The organism is Marcopretia estuarina LEGE 06307, from assembly GCF_056633115.1.
Map to the genome: position 1 here is coordinate 139,206 of NZ_JBSJOY010000005.1, position 18,580 is coordinate 157,785.

Annotated in this window: 19 protein-coding genes and 2 pseudogenes; 16 read left to right on the forward strand and 5 right to left on the reverse strand. The window is 68.7% G+C overall.

Annotation, left to right across the window (positions count from 1 at the left end; all coding sequences use genetic code 11):
• Position 1: 1 nt before the first annotated feature.
• The 9 genes from csoS4 (at position 2) to cbbX (ending at position 7,697) form a co-directional block, all read left to right on the forward strand.
• Complete coding sequence (csoS4, locus tag ACWJI3_RS12410; RefSeq protein WP_094513236.1) at positions 2–274, forward strand: alpha-carboxysome shell vertex protein CsoS4; 273 nt, start codon at positions 2–4, stop codon at positions 272–274.
• Entirely contained in the window at positions 274–525 is a 252-nt protein-coding gene (locus ACWJI3_RS12415) for a carboxysome peptide B (RefSeq protein ID WP_094513240.1), read from the forward strand. The genes csoS4 and ACWJI3_RS12415 overlap by 1 nt, the downstream gene beginning before the upstream one ends.
• 277 nt (positions 526–802) lie before the next feature.
• Positions 803–1,381, forward strand: a complete 579-nt coding sequence (csoS1, locus tag ACWJI3_RS12420; protein ID WP_480203936.1) for an alpha-carboxysome major shell protein CsoS1 — start codon at positions 803–805, stop codon at positions 1,379–1,381.
• A 2-nt stretch (positions 1,382–1,383) separates the two neighbouring features.
• Complete coding sequence (locus tag ACWJI3_RS12425) at positions 1,384–1,857, forward strand: ferritin-like domain-containing protein (protein WP_480203822.1); 474 nt, start codon at positions 1,384–1,386, stop codon at positions 1,855–1,857.
• Between the two features lie 76 nt (positions 1,858–1,933).
• Positions 1,934–3,784: an NAD(P)H-quinone oxidoreductase subunit F gene (locus ACWJI3_RS12430; protein ID WP_480203823.1), complete on the forward strand. Its 1,851-nt coding sequence runs from the start codon at positions 1,934–1,936 to the stop codon at positions 3,782–3,784.
• Between the two features lie 25 nt (positions 3,785–3,809).
• Entirely contained in the window at positions 3,810–5,345 is a 1,536-nt protein-coding gene (locus ACWJI3_RS12435) for an NADH-quinone oxidoreductase subunit M (protein ID WP_255101228.1), read from the forward strand.
• The gene (locus ACWJI3_RS12440) at positions 5,342–6,475 is read left to right on the forward strand and encodes a CO2 hydration protein (RefSeq protein ID WP_480203824.1); all 1,134 of its coding nucleotides are present in this window, start codon (positions 5,342–5,344) and stop codon (positions 6,473–6,475) included. The genes ACWJI3_RS12435 and ACWJI3_RS12440 overlap by 4 nt, the downstream gene beginning before the upstream one ends.
• A gap of 23 nt (positions 6,476–6,498) precedes the next feature.
• Positions 6,499–6,747, forward strand: coding sequence for a 4a-hydroxytetrahydrobiopterin dehydratase (locus ACWJI3_RS12445; protein ID WP_094513256.1), 249 nt, complete (start codon positions 6,499–6,501; stop codon positions 6,745–6,747).
• Positions 6,747–7,697 (forward strand): CbbX protein, encoded by a 951-nt coding sequence (gene cbbX, locus ACWJI3_RS12450; protein ID WP_233133041.1) that lies wholly within the window; start codon positions 6,747–6,749, stop codon positions 7,695–7,697. Before ACWJI3_RS12445 ends, cbbX begins: the two co-directional genes overlap by 1 nt.
• A gap of 53 nt (positions 7,698–7,750) precedes the next feature.
• On the opposite strand, the gene dnaA is transcribed toward cbbX, so the two are convergent.
• The gene (gene dnaA / locus ACWJI3_RS12455; RefSeq protein ID WP_480203825.1) at positions 7,751–9,178 is read right to left on the reverse strand and encodes a chromosomal replication initiator protein DnaA; all 1,428 of its coding nucleotides are present in this window, start codon (positions 9,176–9,178) and stop codon (positions 7,751–7,753) included.
• A gap of 95 nt (positions 9,179–9,273) precedes the next feature.
• Between dnaA and ACWJI3_RS12460 the strand changes: the two are divergent.
• The 3 genes and pseudogenes from ACWJI3_RS12460 (at position 9,274) to ACWJI3_RS12470 (ending at position 11,786) form a co-directional block, all read left to right on the forward strand.
• Positions 9,274–10,450, forward strand: a pseudogene (locus ACWJI3_RS12460) (trypsin-like peptidase domain-containing protein).
• A 53-nt stretch (positions 10,451–10,503) separates the two neighbouring features.
• Positions 10,504–11,088: pseudogene (locus ACWJI3_RS12465) on the forward strand (TIGR04282 family arsenosugar biosynthesis glycosyltransferase); the annotation flags it as partial.
• Complete coding sequence (locus ACWJI3_RS12470) at positions 11,076–11,786, forward strand: TIGR04283 family arsenosugar biosynthesis glycosyltransferase (RefSeq protein WP_094513267.1); 711 nt, start codon at positions 11,076–11,078, stop codon at positions 11,784–11,786. The pseudogene ACWJI3_RS12465 and the gene ACWJI3_RS12470, both read left to right, overlap by 13 nt.
• A 22-nt stretch (positions 11,787–11,808) precedes the next feature.
• On the opposite strand, the gene ACWJI3_RS12475 is transcribed toward ACWJI3_RS12470, so the two are convergent.
• On the reverse strand, positions 11,809–12,297 hold the full coding sequence (locus ACWJI3_RS12475; RefSeq protein ID WP_094513270.1) for a GNAT family N-acetyltransferase: 489 nt from the start codon (positions 12,295–12,297) through the stop codon (positions 11,809–11,811).
• A gap of 86 nt (positions 12,298–12,383) precedes the next feature.
• On the opposite strand from ACWJI3_RS12475, the gene ACWJI3_RS12480 reads away from it, so the two are divergent.
• The gene (locus ACWJI3_RS12480) at positions 12,384–13,163 is read left to right on the forward strand and encodes an alpha/beta fold hydrolase (protein WP_094513273.1); all 780 of its coding nucleotides are present in this window, start codon (positions 12,384–12,386) and stop codon (positions 13,161–13,163) included.
• On the opposite strand, the gene ACWJI3_RS12485 is transcribed toward ACWJI3_RS12480, so the two are convergent.
• Together ACWJI3_RS12485 and hisG are read right to left on the reverse strand one after the other, a co-directional pair.
• A complete protein-coding gene (locus tag ACWJI3_RS12485) occupies positions 13,136–14,935 on the reverse strand; it encodes an ABC transporter ATP-binding protein (protein WP_255101224.1) in 1,800 nt (599 codons plus the stop codon). The two genes, ACWJI3_RS12480 and ACWJI3_RS12485, sit on opposite strands and share 28 nt — an antisense overlap.
• Positions 14,935–15,579: an ATP phosphoribosyltransferase gene (gene hisG / locus ACWJI3_RS12490; protein ID WP_255101223.1), complete on the reverse strand. Its 645-nt coding sequence runs from the start codon at positions 15,577–15,579 to the stop codon at positions 14,935–14,937. The genes ACWJI3_RS12485 and hisG overlap by 1 nt, the downstream gene beginning before the upstream one ends.
• Positions 15,580–15,608: 29 nt before the next feature.
• On the opposite strand from hisG, the gene gloB reads away from it, so the two are divergent.
• The gene (gloB, locus tag ACWJI3_RS12495) at positions 15,609–16,439 is read left to right on the forward strand and encodes a hydroxyacylglutathione hydrolase (protein WP_094513279.1); all 831 of its coding nucleotides are present in this window, start codon (positions 15,609–15,611) and stop codon (positions 16,437–16,439) included.
• Positions 16,440–16,452: 13 nt separating this feature from the next.
• Here the strand turns inward: gloB and ACWJI3_RS12500 are convergent, their stop codons facing one another.
• A complete protein-coding gene (locus ACWJI3_RS12500; RefSeq protein ID WP_480203826.1) occupies positions 16,453–17,559 on the reverse strand; it encodes an ABC transporter ATP-binding protein in 1,107 nt (368 codons plus the stop codon).
• A gap of 141 nt (positions 17,560–17,700) precedes the next feature.
• Here ACWJI3_RS12500 and ACWJI3_RS12505 point away from each other — a divergent pair, with 141 nt between their 5' ends.
• Entirely contained in the window at positions 17,701–18,102 is a 402-nt protein-coding gene (locus ACWJI3_RS12505; RefSeq protein WP_480203827.1) for a Rid family detoxifying hydrolase, read from the forward strand.
• A 105-nt stretch (positions 18,103–18,207) separates the two neighbouring features.
• On the forward strand, positions 18,208–18,474 hold the full coding sequence (locus ACWJI3_RS12510) for a hypothetical protein (protein ID WP_094513287.1): 267 nt from the start codon (positions 18,208–18,210) through the stop codon (positions 18,472–18,474).
• Positions 18,475–18,580 lie beyond the last annotated feature (106 nt).

Below are 18,580 nucleotides of genomic sequence, written 5' to 3' on the forward strand. Positions count from 1 at the left end.
GATGTTGATCTGCAAAGTGCTCAAGCCTCTGGTGGCCACCAATCGCATCGCTGAGTTCGAGCACAAGCATCTTCAGGTGGTGCTGGATGGCAGTTCCCAGAAAGTGGCGGTCGATGCCGTTGGCTGCATTCCCGGCGACTGGGTGATCTGCGTGGGTAGCTCTGCTGCCCGGGAAGCAGCCGGCAGTAAGTCGTATCCCAGCGATCTCACAATCGTGGGCATCATTGACCACTGGGATCCTGAATCTGGATCGGCCGAACGGAGATCTGCCTGATGGAGATCATGCAGGTCACCGGATCGCTTGTCTGCACCCAGCGGATCGAAGGTCTGCGTCACTGCCACCTGCGGGTGCTGCGCAACACCAAGGGCAAGCTCAGCGTGGCGGTCGATCCCATCGGCGCCCTGCCCGGCAACTGGGTGTTCACCGCCAGCGGCTCTGCAGCCCGCTTCGCCACCGGTAATCCCGACATCCAGACCGATCTGACCATCGGCGGGATCATCGACCTGTGGGACCCGGACGGTTGACCCTTCCCTCTCCAACTTCCATACCGTCCGTTCCTGCTGCCCCATGGCCACCCCCTCCTCCCGCCAGCCCTCGTCCCGCCGCACATCGCCCGCCGCTGCCGTGACCCCTCCCTCCACGACAACGGCGTCAGCGGATCCGGCCAAGGCCTTGCCTGCCGTCACCCCTGCGGCGGCCGCGCCATCGGCTTCAGCGGCCACTGCAGCCCCCGCACCCACACCCCAGGCAGCGGCCCCAGCCGCCAGCAGCACCCCTGCGTCCAGCAGCGCTGCTCCAACGGTGGCTGCCGCGGCTTCGCCGTCGGCTGTTTCCTCCGTGTCGGCTGGAGAAGCGTCCCCGCCGATCACCGTCCCGGCGAAGGCGATCGCCACCAGCAGCCCGGCCCGTTCGGCGCCGGTCCGCTCCACCAGCCGCCGCAGGGCGCCGTCCACACCCACCCCCCGGCGAGCGACCCCCTCCCGCGCCGCCACCCCCTCCTCTGCCAGCCGCGGCTCCTCCCGCGGCGGCAGCGGCACCCCCCCCACCCCATCCCCTACTGAGAGCACAGCCATGGCCTCCACACCGACCGGCATCGCCCTCGGCATGATTGAAACCCGCGGCCTGGTGCCGGCGATCGAAGCCGCTGACGCCATGACCAAAGCAGCTGAAGTCACCCTGATCTCCCGCGAATTCGTGGGCGGCGGCTACGTGACCGTGATGGTGCGTGGTGAAACCGGCGCTGTGAACGCTGCCGTGCGCGCCGGTGCCGATGCCTGCGAACGGGTGGGCGATGGCCTGGTGGCGGCCCACATCATTGCGCGCCCCCACTCCGAACTGGAGCCCGTGCTGACCTTCAGCGGCGCCCTGCGCAGGAGCTGATCATGCAGGCCGGTACCCATCCCCGGGTGCTCGGCTATCTCGGCCGGGCCCTCAGCCTGGAGCTCTCCGCGGTTCAGCAGTACATGACCCAGGCGTCACTGCTGAGCCTCTGGGGCCAGGAGGAGGCCGCAGAGCGCTTCAGGCTCGACACCGCCGAGGAGATGCAGCGTGCCCAGCGCCTCGTGGAGCACATGCTCCTGCTTGGGGTGGCTCCCGCCGCTTCGCAGCTCACGCCCGTGAGCGTTGCCGGCGACCTGGTCGGTCTGCTGCGGCGCAATGCCGAGCTCGAGCAGCGCCTGGTTGATCACTACGGGGAAGCCAGCCGTTTCTGCGCCTTGATCGGCGATACCGCCAACGGCCATTTCTTCCACCGCCTCTGGACGGAAGAACGCCTGCATGGTGAGCAACTGCACGACTGGCTCCACCAGTTGCTGGGCGACCAGCGCGCTTTCGTGAATCAACGCGCCACTTTCTGAGTGTTCGGCCCCCAGGCGGGCTTGGCACAACAAGACTGCTGAACGGTCCACGTCCCAACCCACCCGTCGCGCCACCTTGCTCACGGTCGCCGCTCCGCCCCTGATCATTCAGCTGGCCTGGCTGATTCCTCTGTATGGCTTCGTCGGCGTCGTGCTGTCGCTGCCGTGGGCCTGCGGCTGGATTCGCCGCGATGGCCCCAGGCCGGCCGCGTACCTGAACATTCTCGTCTCGCTGGTGGCCTTCCTGCATGGCAGCGCCGTGCTGGCCGTCGTGCTGCGTGAAGGCCCCTTCGCGATCACGGTGCCCTGGTTTCAGGCCGCCGACCTCACCCTCTCGCTCAGCTTCGATCTCTCGCTCACCAGCCTGGCCAGCCTGGAGCTGGTGACAGGGCTGAGCCTGCTGGCCCAGTTCTTCGCGCTCGGTTACCTCGACAAGGAGTGGTCGCTGGCGCGCTTCTACGCCCTGGTGGGATTTTTCGAGGGGGCGATGGCGGGGGTGGTGCTCAGCAGTTCGCTGTTTCTCACCTACTTCCTGCTGGAGATGCTCACCCTCTCCACCTACCTGTTGGTGGGCTTCTGGTATGCCCAGCCGCTGGTGGTGACGGCCGCACGCGATGCCTTCCTCACCAAACGGGTGGGCGACGTGCTGCTGCTGATGGGGGTGGTGGCGTTGTCGGCGTGGGCGGGGGTGATGCGCTTCGACGACCTTTACAGCTGGGCGGCAGGGGCACAGATCAGCCCGCTGGCGGGCAATCTGCTCGGCCTGGCGCTGATCTCCGGGCCACTGGGCAAGTGCGCCCTTTTTCCGATGCACCTCTGGCTCGATGAGGCGATGGAGGGGCCGAATCCAGCTTCGATCCTGCGCAACTCGGTGGTGGTCACCTGCGGCGCGCTCGTGCTGCTGCGCCTGATGCCGATCCTGCAGCTTTCACCCCTGAGCCTGGCGGCGTTGGTGGTGCTCGGCTCCGTCACCGCCATCGGCGGTTCGCTCGTGGCCATCGCTCAGGTGGATATCAAGCGCACGCTCTCCTATTCCACCAGCGCCTCGATGGGGTTGGTGTTCATTGCCATCGCCATGCAGCAGCCAGGTATTGCCCTGCTGTTGCTGTTCGCCCATGCCGTCGGCAAGGCACTGCTGTTCATGAGCATCGGTTGTGTGATCGCCACCACCAACTGCCAGGACCTCAGCGAACTGGGCGGTCTGGGTCGGCGCATGCCCGCCACCACCTGCGCGTTCCTGGTGGGGGCGGCAGGTACCACCGGCCTGGTTCCCCTCGGCTGCTTCTGGGCGCTGGGTCTGGATGTGCAGGCGATGCTGCGCAGCGCTCCCTGGCTGGCGGCGATCGTGCTGCTCGCCAACGCGCTCACCGTGCTCAACCTCACGCGGGTGTTCCGGCTGGTGTTCCTCGGCGCGGCCCAGCCCAAGACGCGCCGCACCCCTGAGGTGAACTGGCAGATGGCCCTGCCGATGGTGAGCCTCACCGTGCTGGTGCTGGTCACACCGCTGATCATGGTGGTGATCGACCCGGTGCCCGGCCTGGCCTCGTTCTCGCTGCCGGTGGCGCTCTCGCTCCTGCTGACCAGTGCCGGCGCCCTGGTGGCCGGCTGCCTGCTGCCGCTGCGCAAGGGCTGGTCGGTCACGATCCTGCGGCCGCTGCGCCTGCTGCAGGATCTGCTCGCCTACGACTTCTACACCGATCGGATCTACCGGGTCACGATCGTGGCCCTGGTGGCGGGGCTCTCGCGTGCCGCCGCCCGCTTCGACCGCGATGTGGTCAACGCTCTGGTGAACCGGGTGGGCAGCCTGTCGTTGGCCAGTGCCGAAGGCCTCAAGCTGAGCGTCAATGGTCACACCCAGACCTACGTGCTCACCGGGACCGTGGCGATCGTGCTGTTGCTCACCTCGCTCTCCTGGGTGGTGCGATGACCCTTCCTTCCGAACAGGTACCGCCATGTTGAGCGGTCTGCTGCTGATCCCGCTGCTCGGCGCCATCGCCCTGCTGCTCTGGCCCGGTGAGGTGAGCGGCGAGCGTCTGCGTCGCACCTGCCTGGCGCTGCTGGTGTTGCAGGTGGCCTGGTCGCTGCGGGTGCTGTGGCAGTTCGACCCCGCCATTCCCGGCCTGCAGCTTGAGGAGATGGCGCCCTGGGTGGGCAGCCTTGGCCTCGACTACCGGCTCGGCATCGACGGCCTTTCGCTGCCTCTGGTGCTGATCAATGGGGCGCTCTCGCTGGCAGCGGCGCTGGTCACGTCCACCTCCACGCCGCGACCCCGCCTCTACTACGCCCTGCTGCTGCTGATCAGCGGGGCGGTGAACGGCGCCTTCCTCGCCCAGAATCTGCTGTTGTTCTTCCTCTTCTATGAGCTGGAGCTGATTCCGCTCTGGTTGCTGATCGCCATCTGGGGTGGCAGCAACAGGGCCTATGCGGCCACGAAGTTCCTGCTGTTCACCGCCGTGTCCGGTGTGCTGATCCTTGGCGCCTTCTTCGGACTGGCGCTGGCCACCGGCACGGCCGATTTCAGCCTGCAGCCGCTGCTGGGCCAACAGCTGGGTATGGGCCTTCAGCTGCTGCTGATGGGGGCCCTGCTGGTGGGGTTCGGCATCAAGATCCCGCTGTTTCCGTTCCACACCTGGCTGCCGGATGCCCACACCGAGGCCTCCACGCCCGTGTCCCTGCTGCTGGCCGGGGTGCTGCTGAAGCTCGGCACCTATGGACTGTTGCGCTTCTGCCTTGGCCTCTTCCCCGATGCCTGGCAGTTGATGTCTCCCTGGTTGGCGGGCTGGGCGGCGGTGTCGGTTCTGTTCGGCTCGCTGGCTGCGATTCAGCAGCAGGACATGAAACGGATGGTGGCCTACAGCTCCGTGGGCCACATGGGCTACGTGCTGCTGGCAGCTGCCGCTGCCACTCCGGTGAGTCTGCTGGGCGCGCTCTTTCAGATGGTGAGCCACGGCCTGATCTCCGCGCTGCTGTTCCTGCTGGTGGGGGTGGTGTATGCCACCACCGGCACCCGCGACCTGAACGTGCTGCGTGGCCTGCTCAACCCGGAGCGGGGTCTGCCGATCACCGGTTCGCTGATGATCGCCGGGGTGATGGCCAGTGCGGGCATCCCCGGCATGGCGGGCTTCATCTCCGAATTTCTGGTGTTCCGCGGCAGCCTGGTGCCCTTCCCGCTGGCCACCGTCCTGTGCATGGTGGGCTCGGGCCTCACGGCGGTCTACTTCCTGCTGCTGGTGAACCGGGTGTTCTTCGGGCGCCTTTCCCCTCCGGCCGACGACGTCGACACGCCCTTGCCGGCGGTGCCCCTGGCCCGACAGATCCCTGCACTTGCGCTCACGGTGGCGGTGCTGCTGCTCGGGGTGGCGCCGCAGGGACTGGGCACCCTTGCCACGGCCACCACGACGGCGATGAGCCGGGCGCCGCACAGCCTTGCGGCTCTGCCTGCCCCGGTGGTGCCTGATGGCCTGGTCGCCGGGGGGAGGGGGCGATGACCCGTCAGCCTGAAGCGGCAGCGATGCTGGAGCGCCTGCTCGCAGGGGTGCCGCTGCTCGATCACTCCGCCGAGCATCTGCTGGAGGTGGTGGCGGTGCTGGAGAGCTATGGGGAGGTGCTCGATGCCTACAGCCGCAACCTCATCCACCAGGCCCAGCGCGAGTTTCTCAATCCCTTCCCGGTGCTGCGCTTCCTCAACGGGGAGGTCACCCCGCAGCGGCTCTGGCGCCACCTGATCCACGACCGCATCAACTTCGAATACGCCGAATATTGCCAGCGCCTGATGCTCTGGCATGGCACCGGCGGCCTTGATGCCTACCTCGATTCGCCTGCCTTCCGGCAGCATTGCGCCGTGGTGATCGGCCACAAGCGCCGCCGTGATCCGCTGCTGGCCCTGCTGGATCCTCTGTTCCCGGAGTTCCTGCCTGAGCTGATCCGCTCGGCGGCCACCGCCAGCGCGCTGGGCCAGTTCTGGCGGGTGATGAGCGATCTGTTCCTGGATCTCGCCGCCTCCCACCGCCGCGGTGAGGTCGCCACGATCGCCGCTGTGGTGGCCTTCATCCGCGAGGGGCTGGTGGCAGCTGCCGGCCAGCCCATCTGCTACACGGTGGAGCTCGATGGTGTGCCCTTCGAGATCCTGCCGCCTGCCGCCGGCCTCACCTTCCTGGGTGATGTGGCGGTGCCCTACGTGGAGGCGGTGTTCCTGCGGGGCAGTCCGTTCCTCGGCACGGTGTCGTTCAACGCGCAGGCGCGCCAGATCCCGATCGATCAGGCCTGTTTCCAGTACGGCGCGCTCTATGCCGATCCACTGCCAACCATGGGTGCGGGCATTCCGCCCAGCCTGCTGATGCAGGACATGAGCCGCCATCTGCCGGCGGCGTTGCTGCAGGTGTACCGCAGCCGGGGCCGGGGGGAGGGTGATCTACGCGTGAAGATCTGCGCCAGTTTTCAGAAGGCGATGTTCTGCGTCACCAATGCGGCGATCGACGGCACCTTTCCCCATCCGCTCTCCAGCAGTGACCCGAGCGAACAACAGGCCAACCGGGCCTATGCGATGGCCTGGATCGAGCGGTTGCGGGTGGCGCGCATCGACTGCCTGCCTGACCGATTGGCCGCCGCGGCTGGATGATTTCCCTGCAGTAGGTTTCCCAGATGGAGCAACCCTGGACCCATCGGCAGCGACCCGAACGTCTGGAGCGGCGGCTGGAATTCGGCGACTACGAAACCACCCGCGTCTTCCTCGAGCAGCTCAACGATCTGTCCGAGCGGAGCGGCCGCTTTCCGGACATCAGCTTCGGGCGGACCTACGTGAATCTCACCCTGCGCAGCGAAACAGAGGACGGCCCGATCGGTGAACCAGAAACCGCGTTCGCCGAGGCCATCGATCGTCTCGTGCCCTGATGGCCCCCTCCACCGTCGGCCCCAGCTCCGATCCGGTGATGGCGGATGACACCCCGGTGGATCTGCGGGCCGCCTACGAAGGCACCGGCGTGGGTGATGTGCTCGATCAGCTCGACCGTGAACTGATCGGGCTGAAGCCGGTGAAGATGCGGATCCGTGAGATTGCCGCCCTGCTGGTGGTGGAGCGGGCCCGCAAGCAGGTGGGGCTGGCCACGGCGGCCCCCAGCTTGCACATGTCGTTCACGGGGCATCCAGGCACGGGCAAAACGACTGTGGCCGAGAGGATTTCCGAAATCCTGCACCGGCTGGGGTATGTGCGCAAAGGCCACCTGGTCACGGCCACCCGTGATGATCTGGTGGGCCAGTACATCGGCCATACCGCCCCCAAGACGCGGGAGATGCTCAAGCGGGCCATGGGTGGCGTGCTGTTCATCGATGAGGCCTACTACCTCTACCGCCCTGAGAATGAGCGCGATTATGGCGCTGAGGCGATCGAGATCCTGCTGCAGGTGATGGAGAATAACCGTGATGATCTGGTGGTGATCTTTGCGGGCTACAAAGATAAGATGGATGTCTTCTATCAATCGAATCCCGGCCTTTCTTCCCGTGTGGCCAACCATATCGACTTCCCGGATTACACTGCTCCGGAGTTGCTGGCCATCGCCAAGCTGATTCTTGCCGGTGAAAGCTATCGCTTCAGCGATGAGGCCAGCATCGCCTTTTCTGATTATATCCAGCGCCGTATGCTGCTGCCGTTCTTCGCCAATGCCCGCTCGATCCGCAATGCCATCGATCGGGCCCGCATGCGCCAGGCGAACCGGCTGTTCAACCACATGGGGCGCGGCCTCACCAAGCGGGATCTGATCACGATCGAGGCGGAAGACATCACCGCCAGCAGTGTTTTCCAGGGCCGCGTCGAAGGCCTTGATCGCAGCCTGCCGCTCACCTGAGCCAAGGGCCGATCAGTGGCTGCGGATTGGCGGCTGCAGATCACCACCAGCTTCTAGCGTCGGCGGCGGCCGTCGATCTGCAAGAGATCACGCACCTGCTGCAGCTGGCGGGCCAGGGAAGGATCGCTGGCCAGCTTCTTCTCCACCTGCTCCACGGCATACATCACGGTGCTGTGGTCCTTGCCGCCGAACACATCGCCGATGCGGGGCAGGCTCAGATCGGTGGTCTGGCGCATCAGATACATGCCCACCTGGCGCGCCTGGCTCACGGCCCGTTTGCGGCTGCTGCTGCGCATCTCGTCGATGCTGACACCGAACACCTCGGCCACCTTCTCCACCACCTGCTGCGGCGTCACCACCACCTCGTTGCCCACCGGATCGAGCATCGGCGCCACCGATTCCACCGTCATCGGCAGACCGGTGATCGAGGCGAAGGCCACGGCCCGGGTGAGCGCCCCCTCCAGCTCCCGGATGTTGGAGGTGAAGCGGCCCGCCAGGTACTGGATCAGGTCGCGCGGCAGGGTCATGCGTTCCTGCTCCGCCTTCTTGTGCAGGATCGCCATGCGGGTCTCCAGGTCCGGGGTCTGGATGTCGGCGATCAGGCCCATCGAGAAGCGTGAGATCAGGCGCTCCTGCAGGCGGGGAATCTGGCTGGGGGGGCGATCGCTGGCGATCACGATCTGGCGCCCCGCCTCATGCAGGGCGTTGAAGGTGTGGAAGAACTCCTCCTGGGTGTACTCCTTGCCTTCGATGAACTGGATGTCGTCCACCAGGATCAGATCGGCGGCTCGGTAGCGGTCGCGGAATTTCTGCATGCCGTCCTTGCGGATCGCCTGGATCAGGTCGTTGGTGAACGACTCTGTGGATACGTAGAACACGCGCGCGTCCGGGTCGATCTCGACGCGGTAGTGGCCGATCGCCTGCATCAGGTGGGTCTTGCCCAGCCCGACCCCACCGCACAGGAACAGGGGGTTGAACTCCCGCCCCGGCGCCTCCGCCACCGCCAGCGACGCCGCATGGGCCATGCGGCTGTTGGGCCCCACCACAAAGCGGTTGAACACATAGCGGGGGTTGAGCCCCGGCGCCGGCCGCCTGGGTGTTTCACCGCTGGCGGTCGCCGCTAGCACCGGGGCGCCGGAGGACGGGCCCGCCATCGCCCTGGCACCGGCCGCCACCGGCCCCCCTTCGCCGGCCATGGCGTCCGGCAGCCCATCAGGGCTCTGTTCAGCGACCGTCTGGGCGGTGGATACCTCTACGGCGACACCGTGCCCGGCGAGCTCGGAGGCGACGGCGGCAATGGTGGTGAGGTAGTTCTTGCGCAGCCAGCCGCAGGCGAAGCTGTTCGGCGCTTCCAGCTGCAGCACCCCGTTGCTGAAGCCGGCACAGCGGGCTGGACGGATCCAGGTTTCGAAGGTCGGCTTGCTCAGATTGGCCTGAAGCGAATCCTGAACCCGGTGCCACAGCTGATCACCCTGCTGCACCACCACCCCAACGCCCGGGGGCCGAATATAGGCAGAGACCTTCCAGGCGGGCGGCCTCCGTTGAGGCGCATCCTGACCTGGCTTGCCCGCCCGCGATGTCCCCTGTCCGCCTCCCCCGTCCGCGCCGGTTTCCACGGGCTGGCCTCACTGCCGGACTGCTGGGGATCGCCATGAGCGGCTGCGCGGTGAGCCTGCCGGACCTGCCCGGCTTGCCCCGGCTGCCGCAGCTGCCCCGGAGCGACCGTGCTCCCGCCCTGCCGAAGGTGAGCGATGCGCCGCCGGCGGGGCCGCTGCAGACCGGCAACAGCTTCATCGTCAATGCGGTCGAGAAGGTGGGTCCGGCCGTCGTGCGCATCGACACGGTCAAGCGGGTAATCAACCCGCTGGGTGGCCTGTTCGGGCGTGGCCCGGCGATTCAGCAGCAGCAGGGGCAGGGCTCGGGCTTCATCACCCGCTCCGACGGGGTGATCATCACCAACGCCCACGTGGTGGAGGGGGCCAACGAGGTGTCGATCACGCTGCCCGACGGGCGCAGCTTCACCGGCAAGGTGCTCGGCAGTGATCCGCTCACCGACATCGCCGTGGTGAAGGTGGTGGCCCAGGGTCTGCCTGTGGCGCCGCTGGGGGATTCCGCCCGCGTGCGGCCCGGGGAGTGGGCGATCGCGATCGGCAACCCGCTCGGGCTCGACAACACCGTCACCGCAGGGATCATCAGCGCCATCCAGCGCACCAATGCCATCGGCGAAGGCCAGCGGGTGCCCTACATCCAGACCGACGCGGCCGTGAACCCCGGCAACAGCGGTGGGCCGCTGATCAACGACCGGGGACAGGTGATCGGCGTGAACACCGCCATCCGCCAGGCGCCCGGTGCCGGCCTCAGCTTTGCGATCCCGGTCAACCTGGCCCGTCAGATCGCCGCCCAGATCCTGGAGAAGGGACGGGCCTCGCACCCCTACATCGGCGTGCGCCTGCAGGCGCTCACGCCCCAGCTGGCGCGCGAGATCAACGCCACCTCCTCCGAGTGCGAGCTGCCGGAAGTCCAGGGTGTGGTGGTGGTGGAGGTGCTGCCCCGCAGCCCCGCCGAGCAGGGGGGGGCTCAAGCCCTGCGACCTGATCGAACAGGTGGACGACAAGGCCGTGCGCAGTCCTTCCGAGGTGCAGGTGGCGGTGGATCAGGTGCGGGTCGGCAGCGACATGACCATCAGGGTGCGCCGTGGCAGCCAGACCCTCACGCTCAACATGCGACCGGCGGAGCTCAAGACTCCTGGATGAGCGAGGCTGAGCCGGCTCCCTCACCCAGGGGGCAGCGTGTTCTGGTGGTGATGGCGCGCTGGCCCGCCCCGGGCCGCTGCAAGCGGCGCCTGGGGGCCAGCATCGGCGCCGTTTCGGCGGCCCGGATCCAGCGCCTACTCACCGCCCACACCCTCGTGGTGGCCGGGGCTCTGGCCGCTGCCGGCCGCTGCTCCACGCTGCTGGCCGTGGAGGGGCTGGGCAGGCGGGCGGCAGGGCGTTGGGGGCGCGGCGCAGGCCTTGAGGCGGTGGTGCTGCAGGGGAAGGGAAACCTGGGCGTGCGCATGGCCCGCCAGTTTCACCGCGCCTTTCGCGCCGGGGCCCACCGGGTGGTGCTGATCGGCACAGACCTGCCCCTGCTGGAGGGCGCGGATCTGGCCGCTGCTTTCGTGGCGCTCGAGCACAGCCCCCTGGTGCTGGGCCCCGCCACCGATGGCGGTTACTGGCTGATCGGTCTGCGCCGGCCTGAACCGGCGCTGTTCTGTGGCATCGACTGGGGCTCGTCGGCGGTACTGGATCAGACCCTGCATCTGGCCCGCCAATGCCGTCTGGAACCCACTCTGCTGCCGCTGCGCAGCGACCTCGACCGCGTCGGCGACCTGGCGCCATGGCACAGCTGACGGCCGCCGCGCCGCCGGGGGGGATCGCCGTGGTGATCCCCGTACGCAATGAGGCGGCCCATCTGCCTCTGCTGCTGGCCGATCTGTCGCTGGCGCCACCGGGGCTGATCAGCGAACTGCTGGTGGTGGATGGAGGCAGCTCCGATGGCAGCGGCCGGCTGGCGCGGCTGGCCGGTGCGGCGCTGCGGCAGGCCGCCGGGGGCCGGGGTGCCCAGCTGGTGGCGGGGGTGGCCGCCACGGAAGCCCCCTGGCTGCTGCTGCTGCATGGCGATCTGCGTCTGCCGCCGCGCTGGTGGGAGTCGGTGCGGGCGGCGCTCGGGCAGGCCGAAGCCGCCTGGTACTTCCGTCTGCGGGTGCAGGAGCCGGGCCTGGCCCTGCGGTTGATGGAGGCGGCCGTGGAGCTGCGTAGCCGCTGGGCGTGCACGCCCTACGGCGACCAGGGGCTGCTGCTGCCCCGGCGCCTGCTGGAGCGGGCCGGTGGGCTGCGTCCCCTGCCCCTGATGGAGGACCTCGATCTGGTGCTGCGCCTGCGCCGGTGGGCGCCGGTCCGCTGCCTGGGACCGGTGGTGTGGGTGGAAGGCAGGCGCTGGCGGCGGCTGGGGGTGTGGCGCACCACCTGGCACAACGCGCGGCTCAGACGTGCCTGGCGCCACGGTACCGAGGCCGGCGAGCTCGCCCGCCGCTATTACCAGCTTTGAGAGCGAATGGTCGGGCGATGGTTCAGGGGGAATACCAGAAGGCGCAGCGCCGCTGACGCGGCTCCAGTTCCCAGCCCTGCGACTGGTAGAAGCCCACCACGTCGGGGTCGGCGAACAGGCTCACCCGCTCCACCTCCATGGTGCGCAGGCGATCGAGCACGTAGGCCATCAGCTGCCGCCCCATCCCCGCTCCCTGATAAAGCGGGTGCACCGCCACATCCCACACCGTGGCTTCCAGCACGCCATCACCGGTGCAGCGGGCGAAGCCCACCAGCCGCGGCACGCGTGGATCGTGACGCCACAGCCCAACGCGCAGCAGGCTGTGCTGCAGCGCCTTGCGCACCCGCCGCAGCGGCCGGCGGCTCCAGCCCACCGCATCACAGAGTTTTTCGAGCTCCACCAGATCGATGTCCCGGTCTTCGCTCAACACCAGCTGCAGCTGCGGATTGGGCGTGGGGCAAAGGCGGAATCCGACGCCGTAGAAGCTGGAGAGAAGGGGGTCGGAGTCCAATCCTGAGGGCCGAGGCAACGCAATGGGACGATCCTGCCCGATCGGGGGGGTTCCGTTGCAGGCTGGAGGCCTGCTTCGCCCCTGGATTGCCCCGTTCCGTTCCGGCTGACCAGGGCGTCGCCCCCCCTCCCGCCGCTGCCGGAGAAGAGCGGCCACTGCTGGTGTGCCTGCACGGCTGGCTGCTGGCCGGTCGCCTCTGGGACCCGCTGCGCCTGGCACTGGACGGGCGCCAGCGGCTCTGGACCCCTGACCTGCCCGGCTTCGGTGGCACGCCCCGTCCCCGTTCCCTCCACCCCACCCTGGCCAGCTACGGCCGTTGGGTGGCTGACCAGTGCCTCAGCCTGGAAGAGCGGCGCGTGGTGCTGGTGGGCCACTCGCTCGGCGGCAGCGTGGCGCTGCATGCGGCGCCGCTGCTGGGCGATCGGCTCCTGGGGGTGATTCAGATCGCGGCGGGGGGCGGGGTGTACCAGCCGCGTGCCTTCAGCCAGTTGCGCAATGGTGGTCGGCTGTTCCTGCAGTGGCGCCCCAGCTGGCTGGCGGAGCTGCCGGGCACCGGCGCCATCCGCAGCCCCCTGATCGCCGAGCAGCGGGCGGCCCGCAGCCTGCTGGCCTGCAGCACCAACCGCGGCGCCGTGCGCCAGCTGCCGGCGTTGGTGGCCGGCCTCCAGGTGCCGAGCCTCTGGATCGCGGGCAGCCGTGACCAGGTGATGGAGCCCCGCTACGTACGTCATCTGGCGGGTTACTCCGATCGCCACGAGCTGGCCGAACTGCAGGGCTGCGGCCATCTGCCGATGCGCCAGTCGCCCCATCAGCTCGCCGAGGTGATCGAGAGTTGGGTTCAGAGCCTGGCCAGGCCACGCTCCTGAAGATCGGCCAGCTGGGCGTAGAGCCCACCGGCCTGGCGCAGTTCGCGGTGTGTGCCCTGCTCGATCAAGCGGCCGCGCCGCAACACCAGGATCCTGTCGGCGGCCTCCACGGTGGCCAGGCGGTGAGCAATCACGATCGCGGTGCGGGCATGCAGCAGTTTGTCGAGGTCGCGTTGCAAGGTGGCTTCAGTGGAGGGATCCATGAAAGCGGTGGCCTCATCCATCACCAGCACGGATGGGTCGCGGATCGCCACCCTTGCCACCGCCAGCAGCTGCCGCTCCCCCGAGGACAGGTTGCCGCCCCGCTCGCGCAGTTCGGTGGCCAGCCCATCGGGGAGGCGCCGCAGCAGAGCATCGAGGCCGAGCTCACGGCAGATCCGCTGCAGCTCGTCGTCGGGGATCGCCGCATCGAGGCGCAGGTTGTCGGCCACGTTGCCGCTGAACAGGAAGGTGTCCTGCAGCACCACGCCGAGCCGTTGGCGCAGCGTGAGGCTGGGCAGCTCGCGGATGTCGATGCCATCGAGCAGGATCCGCCCCTGCTGAGGTTCGTAGAGACGGCAGAGCAGGCGGATCACGGTGGTCTTGCCGGAGCCGGTGGGGCCCACCAGGGCCACGTGCTCGCCCGGGGCGATGCGGAAGCTGAGGTCGGTGAGGATCGGATCGTCGGGCCGGTAGGCGAACGAGACGTTCTCGAAGATCACTTCGCCCTCGCTGGCCCGTTCGCGGCCGGAGCGGCGGGCGGCGGCGGTGCGTTGTTCGTTGGCAAGATCGCTGATCTCGATCGGCTCCTCCAGCAGCTCACCGATGCGCTGCACGGCCGTGAGGCCGCCCTGGATCTGGGTGAAGCGCTCCGCCAGCTGACGCAGCGGATCGAACAGGCGCTGGGAGAACAGGATGAAGGTGGTCAGGGTGCCCAGGCCGATGGTGCCGTCGGTGACCATCCAGCCACCCAGGGCCAGCACGATCGCCACGGCCGTGAGGGCCACCCATTCGATGAAGGCGGAGATCGCACTTTCGTAGAAGATCGTGCCGTCGACCGCCTTGCGGTAAGCGTTGGTGGTGACGCCGAATCGGGCGCTGTTCACAGCCTCACGCCGGAACATCTGCACCACATCCAGCCCCTGCAGGTTCTCCTGCAGGTCGGCGTTGAGCTGGCTGAGCTCTTCGCGCACGCGGTAGTTGGCCTTGCGGTACCGCCCCTGCAGCCAGAGGATCACCACCACCACCGGGATCTGGATCACCAGCAGCAGGGCGCCGAGGCGGAACTCGATCGAGAGCATGGTGACGGCGATCACCACCAGGGTCACCAGGTCGGCGAGCACACCGATGGCGCCGCTGCCGAACACTTCGGCCAGGGCATCGACATCGCTGGTGAGGCGGGTGAGCAGCTTGCCCACCGGGGTGCGGTCGTGGAAGCGCAGCGACAGGGCCATCGCATGGCGGAATAGGTCGTCGCGGATGCGGGCGGTGAGGCGCTGCCCCACGGCCTGCACGCTGTAGCTCTGAACTCCCTGCAGCGCCAGGCGGACCAGCACCGCTGCCAGCAGGCACAGCACCAGGGTGCGCATCGCCTCCGACACGCTCTGGCCCACCAGCCAGGCGGCCCTGGGCTCGTTGCGAAGCACCGAAATCGCCTGGCCCACCAGCAGCGGCTGCACGGCCGCCGAGAAGGCAACGGGAATCAGCAGCAGCAGCGTGAGCAGCAGCCGGCGGCGGTCGCGGCCCAGGTAGGGAATCAGGTTGAGCAGCCGCTGACGGTCGCGGGCGGCCATCAGCGCGCCTCCAGACGGGCCGCCGCCACCCGGTCGATGATCGTCTGCAGCTGGCCCTGATCCAGTCGCAGGGCCAGGGGATGGCCGATCAGCCGGGCAGTGCTGTGGAACAGGTCCTCAATGGCCACCAGCCCGTTGTCGCGCAGGGTGCGGCCGGTGGCCACCAGATCCACGATCGCCTCAGACATGCCGGTGATCGGGCCCAGCTCCACTGACCCGGTGAGGTGAATGAGCTCCACCGGCAGGTCGAGCTGGTTGAAGAAGGTTTCGGCGCAGCGCACGAACTTGCTGGCCACGCGGCAGTGGGCCGGCAGATCGGCGGCCCGGCGGTAGCCGCTGCTCGCCTTCACCGCCACGGCCATGCGGCAGCCACCGAAACCAAGGTCGACCAGGGGGGCCACCGGCAGCTGGTGCTCCCGCAGCACGTCCTCGCCGACGATGCCGAGCTGGGCCTGGCCGTAGGCCACGTAGACAGGCACATCGGCGTTGCGCACCAGCAGGGCGCGGGCGGTACCGCACGGGCTGGGCACCATCAACTGGCGGTTGTCGCTGTCGAGCAGGGCGGAGAAATCAAGACCGGCCGCGGCGAGGCAGCGCACCGAATCCTTCAGCAGGGCCCCTTTGGCCAGAGCAACGGTGATCATGGGCGTGCTCCGCAACCTGGACTTTACCGATGCAGACCTCCCGCAGCGAGCCGCCGGCCGTGGCAGCAACGGGCGGGCGGCCACCGGCGCTGGCCGTGTCGCTGATCCCGGTGCTGAACGACAACTACGTGTTCGTGCTGCACGACTCGCCCAAGGCGGAGGAGCCATCCGGCCGGGCGGTGGTGGTGGATCCCGCCGTGGCGGCGCCGGTGCGCGCCTGGCTGGAGGCCCACCGGCTGGAGCTGGTGGCCGTGCTGCAGACCCACCACCACTCCGATCACATCGGTGGCACCGCCGGCCTGCTGGAGCGCTGGCCAGCCGCTGCGGTGATCGCCGCCGCCGCCGACCGCGACCGCATTCCGCTCCAGACCCTCTCGGTGCGTGGCGGTGACTGCCTGACCCTGCTGGGCCGGGCCGTGGAGGTGCTGGAGGTGCCGGGGCACACCCGCGCCCATCTGGCCTATGTGCTGCCCGAGGTGCCGGGCGGGCACGGGGAGCTGTTCTGCGGCGACACCCTGTTCGCCGCCGGCTGCGGGCGGCTGTTCGAGGGCTCGGCGGAGCAGATGCACCACTCGCTGCAGCAGCTTGCGCAGCTGCCGGACAGCACGCGCGTGTGGTGCGCCCACGAGTACACCCGCGCCAACCTTCGCTGGGCTGCTGCGCTGGTGGCGGCAGAGCCAGAGGCTGCCGCGGGCGCGATCACGGCACGGTTGGCGGCCGTGGAGCTGGCCCGCAGCCAGGGACAGGCCACCATCCCCAGCACGATTGCTCTGGAGCGTGCCACCAATTTGTTCCTGCGTGCCGGCAACGCCGCCACGCTCGCCGCGCTGCGTCGGCACAAGGACGGCTGGCAGGGCTGAGGCGTCAGGGGGCTCAGAGGCAGGGGAGCAGGGGCAGCCGCTGGGGAAAGAGCAGGGCCGGCTGCTGGGGCCGCAGGCCCAGGCGGCAACGTTCGGAGAGCTGGAAGGTGCGCTCCAGCGGCAGGCGCAGCCGCAGGCGGAACGGGGCCGCCTGGGGCTGTTCCAGCTCCACCTGCAGCAGCCATTCCCGCCCCAGAAACTCCCGACCCATCACCCAGGCAGTGCCAGCCGGATCGGGAGTCAGCTCCAGGGCATCGGGTTGCAGCAGCACCTCGGCCGGTGCCCCGTCCGGGCAGGGGGAGGCCGCCGCGCCGGAGAGGGGCGCGAAGGCCTCCAGTGGCGTGACCACCTGGCCGTTGCGCCACTGGGCCGGCAGCAGGTTGCGTTGCAGCACGAAGTGGCCCACGAAGGCGGTGGCGGGATGCTCCACCAGCTCCTGCGGCGCCGCGCACTGGTGCAGGCGCCCGTCCTTGAGTACCGCCACGCGGTCGCAGATCGCCAGCGCCTCCTCCGGGTCGTGGGTGACGATCAGGCCGCTGGCGCCGCAGCGGCTGAGCACGCCAGGCAGTTCGCTACGCAGCCGCAGCCGCACGTCCACATCCAGGTTGGAGAAGGGTTCATCGAGCAGCACCAGCTCCGGTGCGGGCGCCAGCGCCCGGGCCAGTGCCAGCCGTTGCCGCTGGCCGCCGGAGAGTTCGTGCGGGTAGCGCTGCTCCAGACCCGCCAGCCCCAGCAACTCCAGCAACCAGGCGGCCCGGCTGCGGTCCTGGCGGGGCCGCAGGCCGAAACAGGTGTTCTGCCAGGCATCGAGGTGGGGAAACAGGGCGTAGTCCTGAAAGACCATGCCCACCCCGCGCCGCTCCGGCGGCACCCAGACGGCCGGACCGGCCACCTGCCGGCCCTGCACTGTCACCTGCCCCCGCGACGGCCGTTCGAAGCCGGCGATCAGGCGCAGCAGTGTGGTCTTGCCGCAGCCGGAGGGACCAAGCAGGCCCACCAGTTCCCCCGGGCCCAGGTGCAGGTCGATCGCTTCCAGCGCCCAGTCGTTTGCCTCGCCAGGGGCGCCGCCGCGCCCGTAGCGGTGCCAGACACCATCGAGGCGCACCGGATCGGCCGGCATGGACTCAGCGGCTGCAGGTCGGTTCCCGGTGGCAGCGTTGGCAGCAGCTGCAGCGACAGCACGGGCAGCGGCCGCTGCGGAAACCCCGGTGGAGCTGGCGATAGGACACCCTTAAGCTCGTTTTTCCCATCTTCCAACGCCATGGGCGCCGGCCAGTCCATCGAGGCGATCCAGACTCCCGCCGCTCCTGAGCCGGTGGGCCCCTACAACCAGGCCGTGCTGGCGGGCGGCTGGCTGTTCTGCTCCGGTCAGATCGCCTTGGATCCCGTCAGCGGCGCGATGGTGGGCGACGGCGATGTGGAGGCTGAGACCCGACAGGTGCTCAGCAACCTCGTGGCGGTGCTGCGGGCGGCAGGCAGCGGCCCGGACCAGGTGGTGCGCACCACGGTGTTTCTGGCCGACCTGTCCGATTTTGCCCGGGTGAACGCGATCTACGCCGAAACCTTCCAGGGGCCTGTGCCCCCCGCCCGCGCCTGCGTGCAAGTGGCGGCCCTGCCGCGGGGCGCGCGGGTGGAGATCGACTGCATCGCGGTGCTCGGTTGAGGCCTGTTGGGGCCGCCGTCAGGTAACGAACACGACATCACGTAGTCGACGTGACAGTCAGCAGCTGGCACAGGACCGACACTGTTCCTCTGCGTTACGACGTTCATGGCGTTCTCCCCCTTTCGTCGCTCTGCCCCCGCCGCCGGCTCGCAGCGGCTGTATCGCCTGGTCGACCGCCAGTGCGCTCCTCACCCGGTGCTCGACGACCACTTCGAGTCGATGGATGCCGCCTGGGAAGCGGCCCTGAGCTGGTGGGAAGAGCAGGCCTGTGCAGTGGAGCAACCGATCGAGATCGGCATCGAGGTGAGCACACCCCGCGGCGACTGGCGAACCCTGCGCTACCCGGGCGGCTGGCCCGGACTTATGCACTGAAAGAGTCGATAGTCTCGGCGCGTTGGTTGTCAATAAGTGCTGGAGGATGAGCGGGACAAGCCGTTCATCACGATCACTACTCCCTTCCTCGTGTTCGGTGGCCCGT

Bases quoted from the DNA above. Each gene is read 5' to 3' on its own strand.
- csoS4 (WP_094513236.1), top strand. From the start codon at position 2: ATGTTGATCTGCAAAGTGCTCAAGCCTCTGGTGGCCACCAATCGCATC.
- ACWJI3_RS12415 (WP_094513240.1), top strand. From the start codon at position 274: ATGGAGATCATGCAGGTCACCGGATCGCTTGTCTGCACCCAGCGGATC.
- ACWJI3_RS12425 (WP_480203822.1), top strand. From the start codon at position 1,384: ATGCAGGCCGGTACCCATCCCCGGGTGCTCGGCTATCTCGGCCGGGCC.
- ACWJI3_RS12435 (WP_255101228.1), top strand. From the start codon at position 3,810: ATGTTGAGCGGTCTGCTGCTGATCCCGCTGCTCGGCGCCATCGCCCTG.
- ACWJI3_RS12440 (WP_480203824.1), top strand. From the start codon at position 5,342: ATGACCCGTCAGCCTGAAGCGGCAGCGATGCTGGAGCGCCTGCTCGCA.
- ACWJI3_RS12445 (WP_094513256.1), top strand. From the start codon at position 6,499: ATGGAGCAACCCTGGACCCATCGGCAGCGACCCGAACGTCTGGAGCGG.
- cbbX (WP_233133041.1), top strand. From the start codon at position 6,747: ATGGCCCCCTCCACCGTCGGCCCCAGCTCCGATCCGGTGATGGCGGAT.
- ACWJI3_RS12470 (WP_094513267.1), top strand. From the start codon at position 11,076: ATGGCACAGCTGACGGCCGCCGCGCCGCCGGGGGGGATCGCCGTGGTG.
- ACWJI3_RS12485 (WP_255101224.1), bottom strand. From the start codon at position 14,935: ATGGCCGCCCGCGACCGTCAGCGGCTGCTCAACCTGATTCCCTACCTG.
- hisG (WP_255101223.1), bottom strand. From the start codon at position 15,579: ATGATCACCGTTGCTCTGGCCAAAGGGGCCCTGCTGAAGGATTCGGTG.
- gloB (WP_094513279.1), top strand. From the start codon at position 15,609: ATGCAGACCTCCCGCAGCGAGCCGCCGGCCGTGGCAGCAACGGGCGGG.
- ACWJI3_RS12500 (WP_480203826.1), bottom strand. From the start codon at position 17,559: ATGCCGGCCGATCCGGTGCGCCTCGATGGTGTCTGGCACCGCTACGGG.
- ACWJI3_RS12505 (WP_480203827.1), top strand. From the start codon at position 17,701: ATGGGCGCCGGCCAGTCCATCGAGGCGATCCAGACTCCCGCCGCTCCT.
- ACWJI3_RS12510 (WP_094513287.1), top strand. From the start codon at position 18,208: ATGGCGTTCTCCCCCTTTCGTCGCTCTGCCCCCGCCGCCGGCTCGCAG.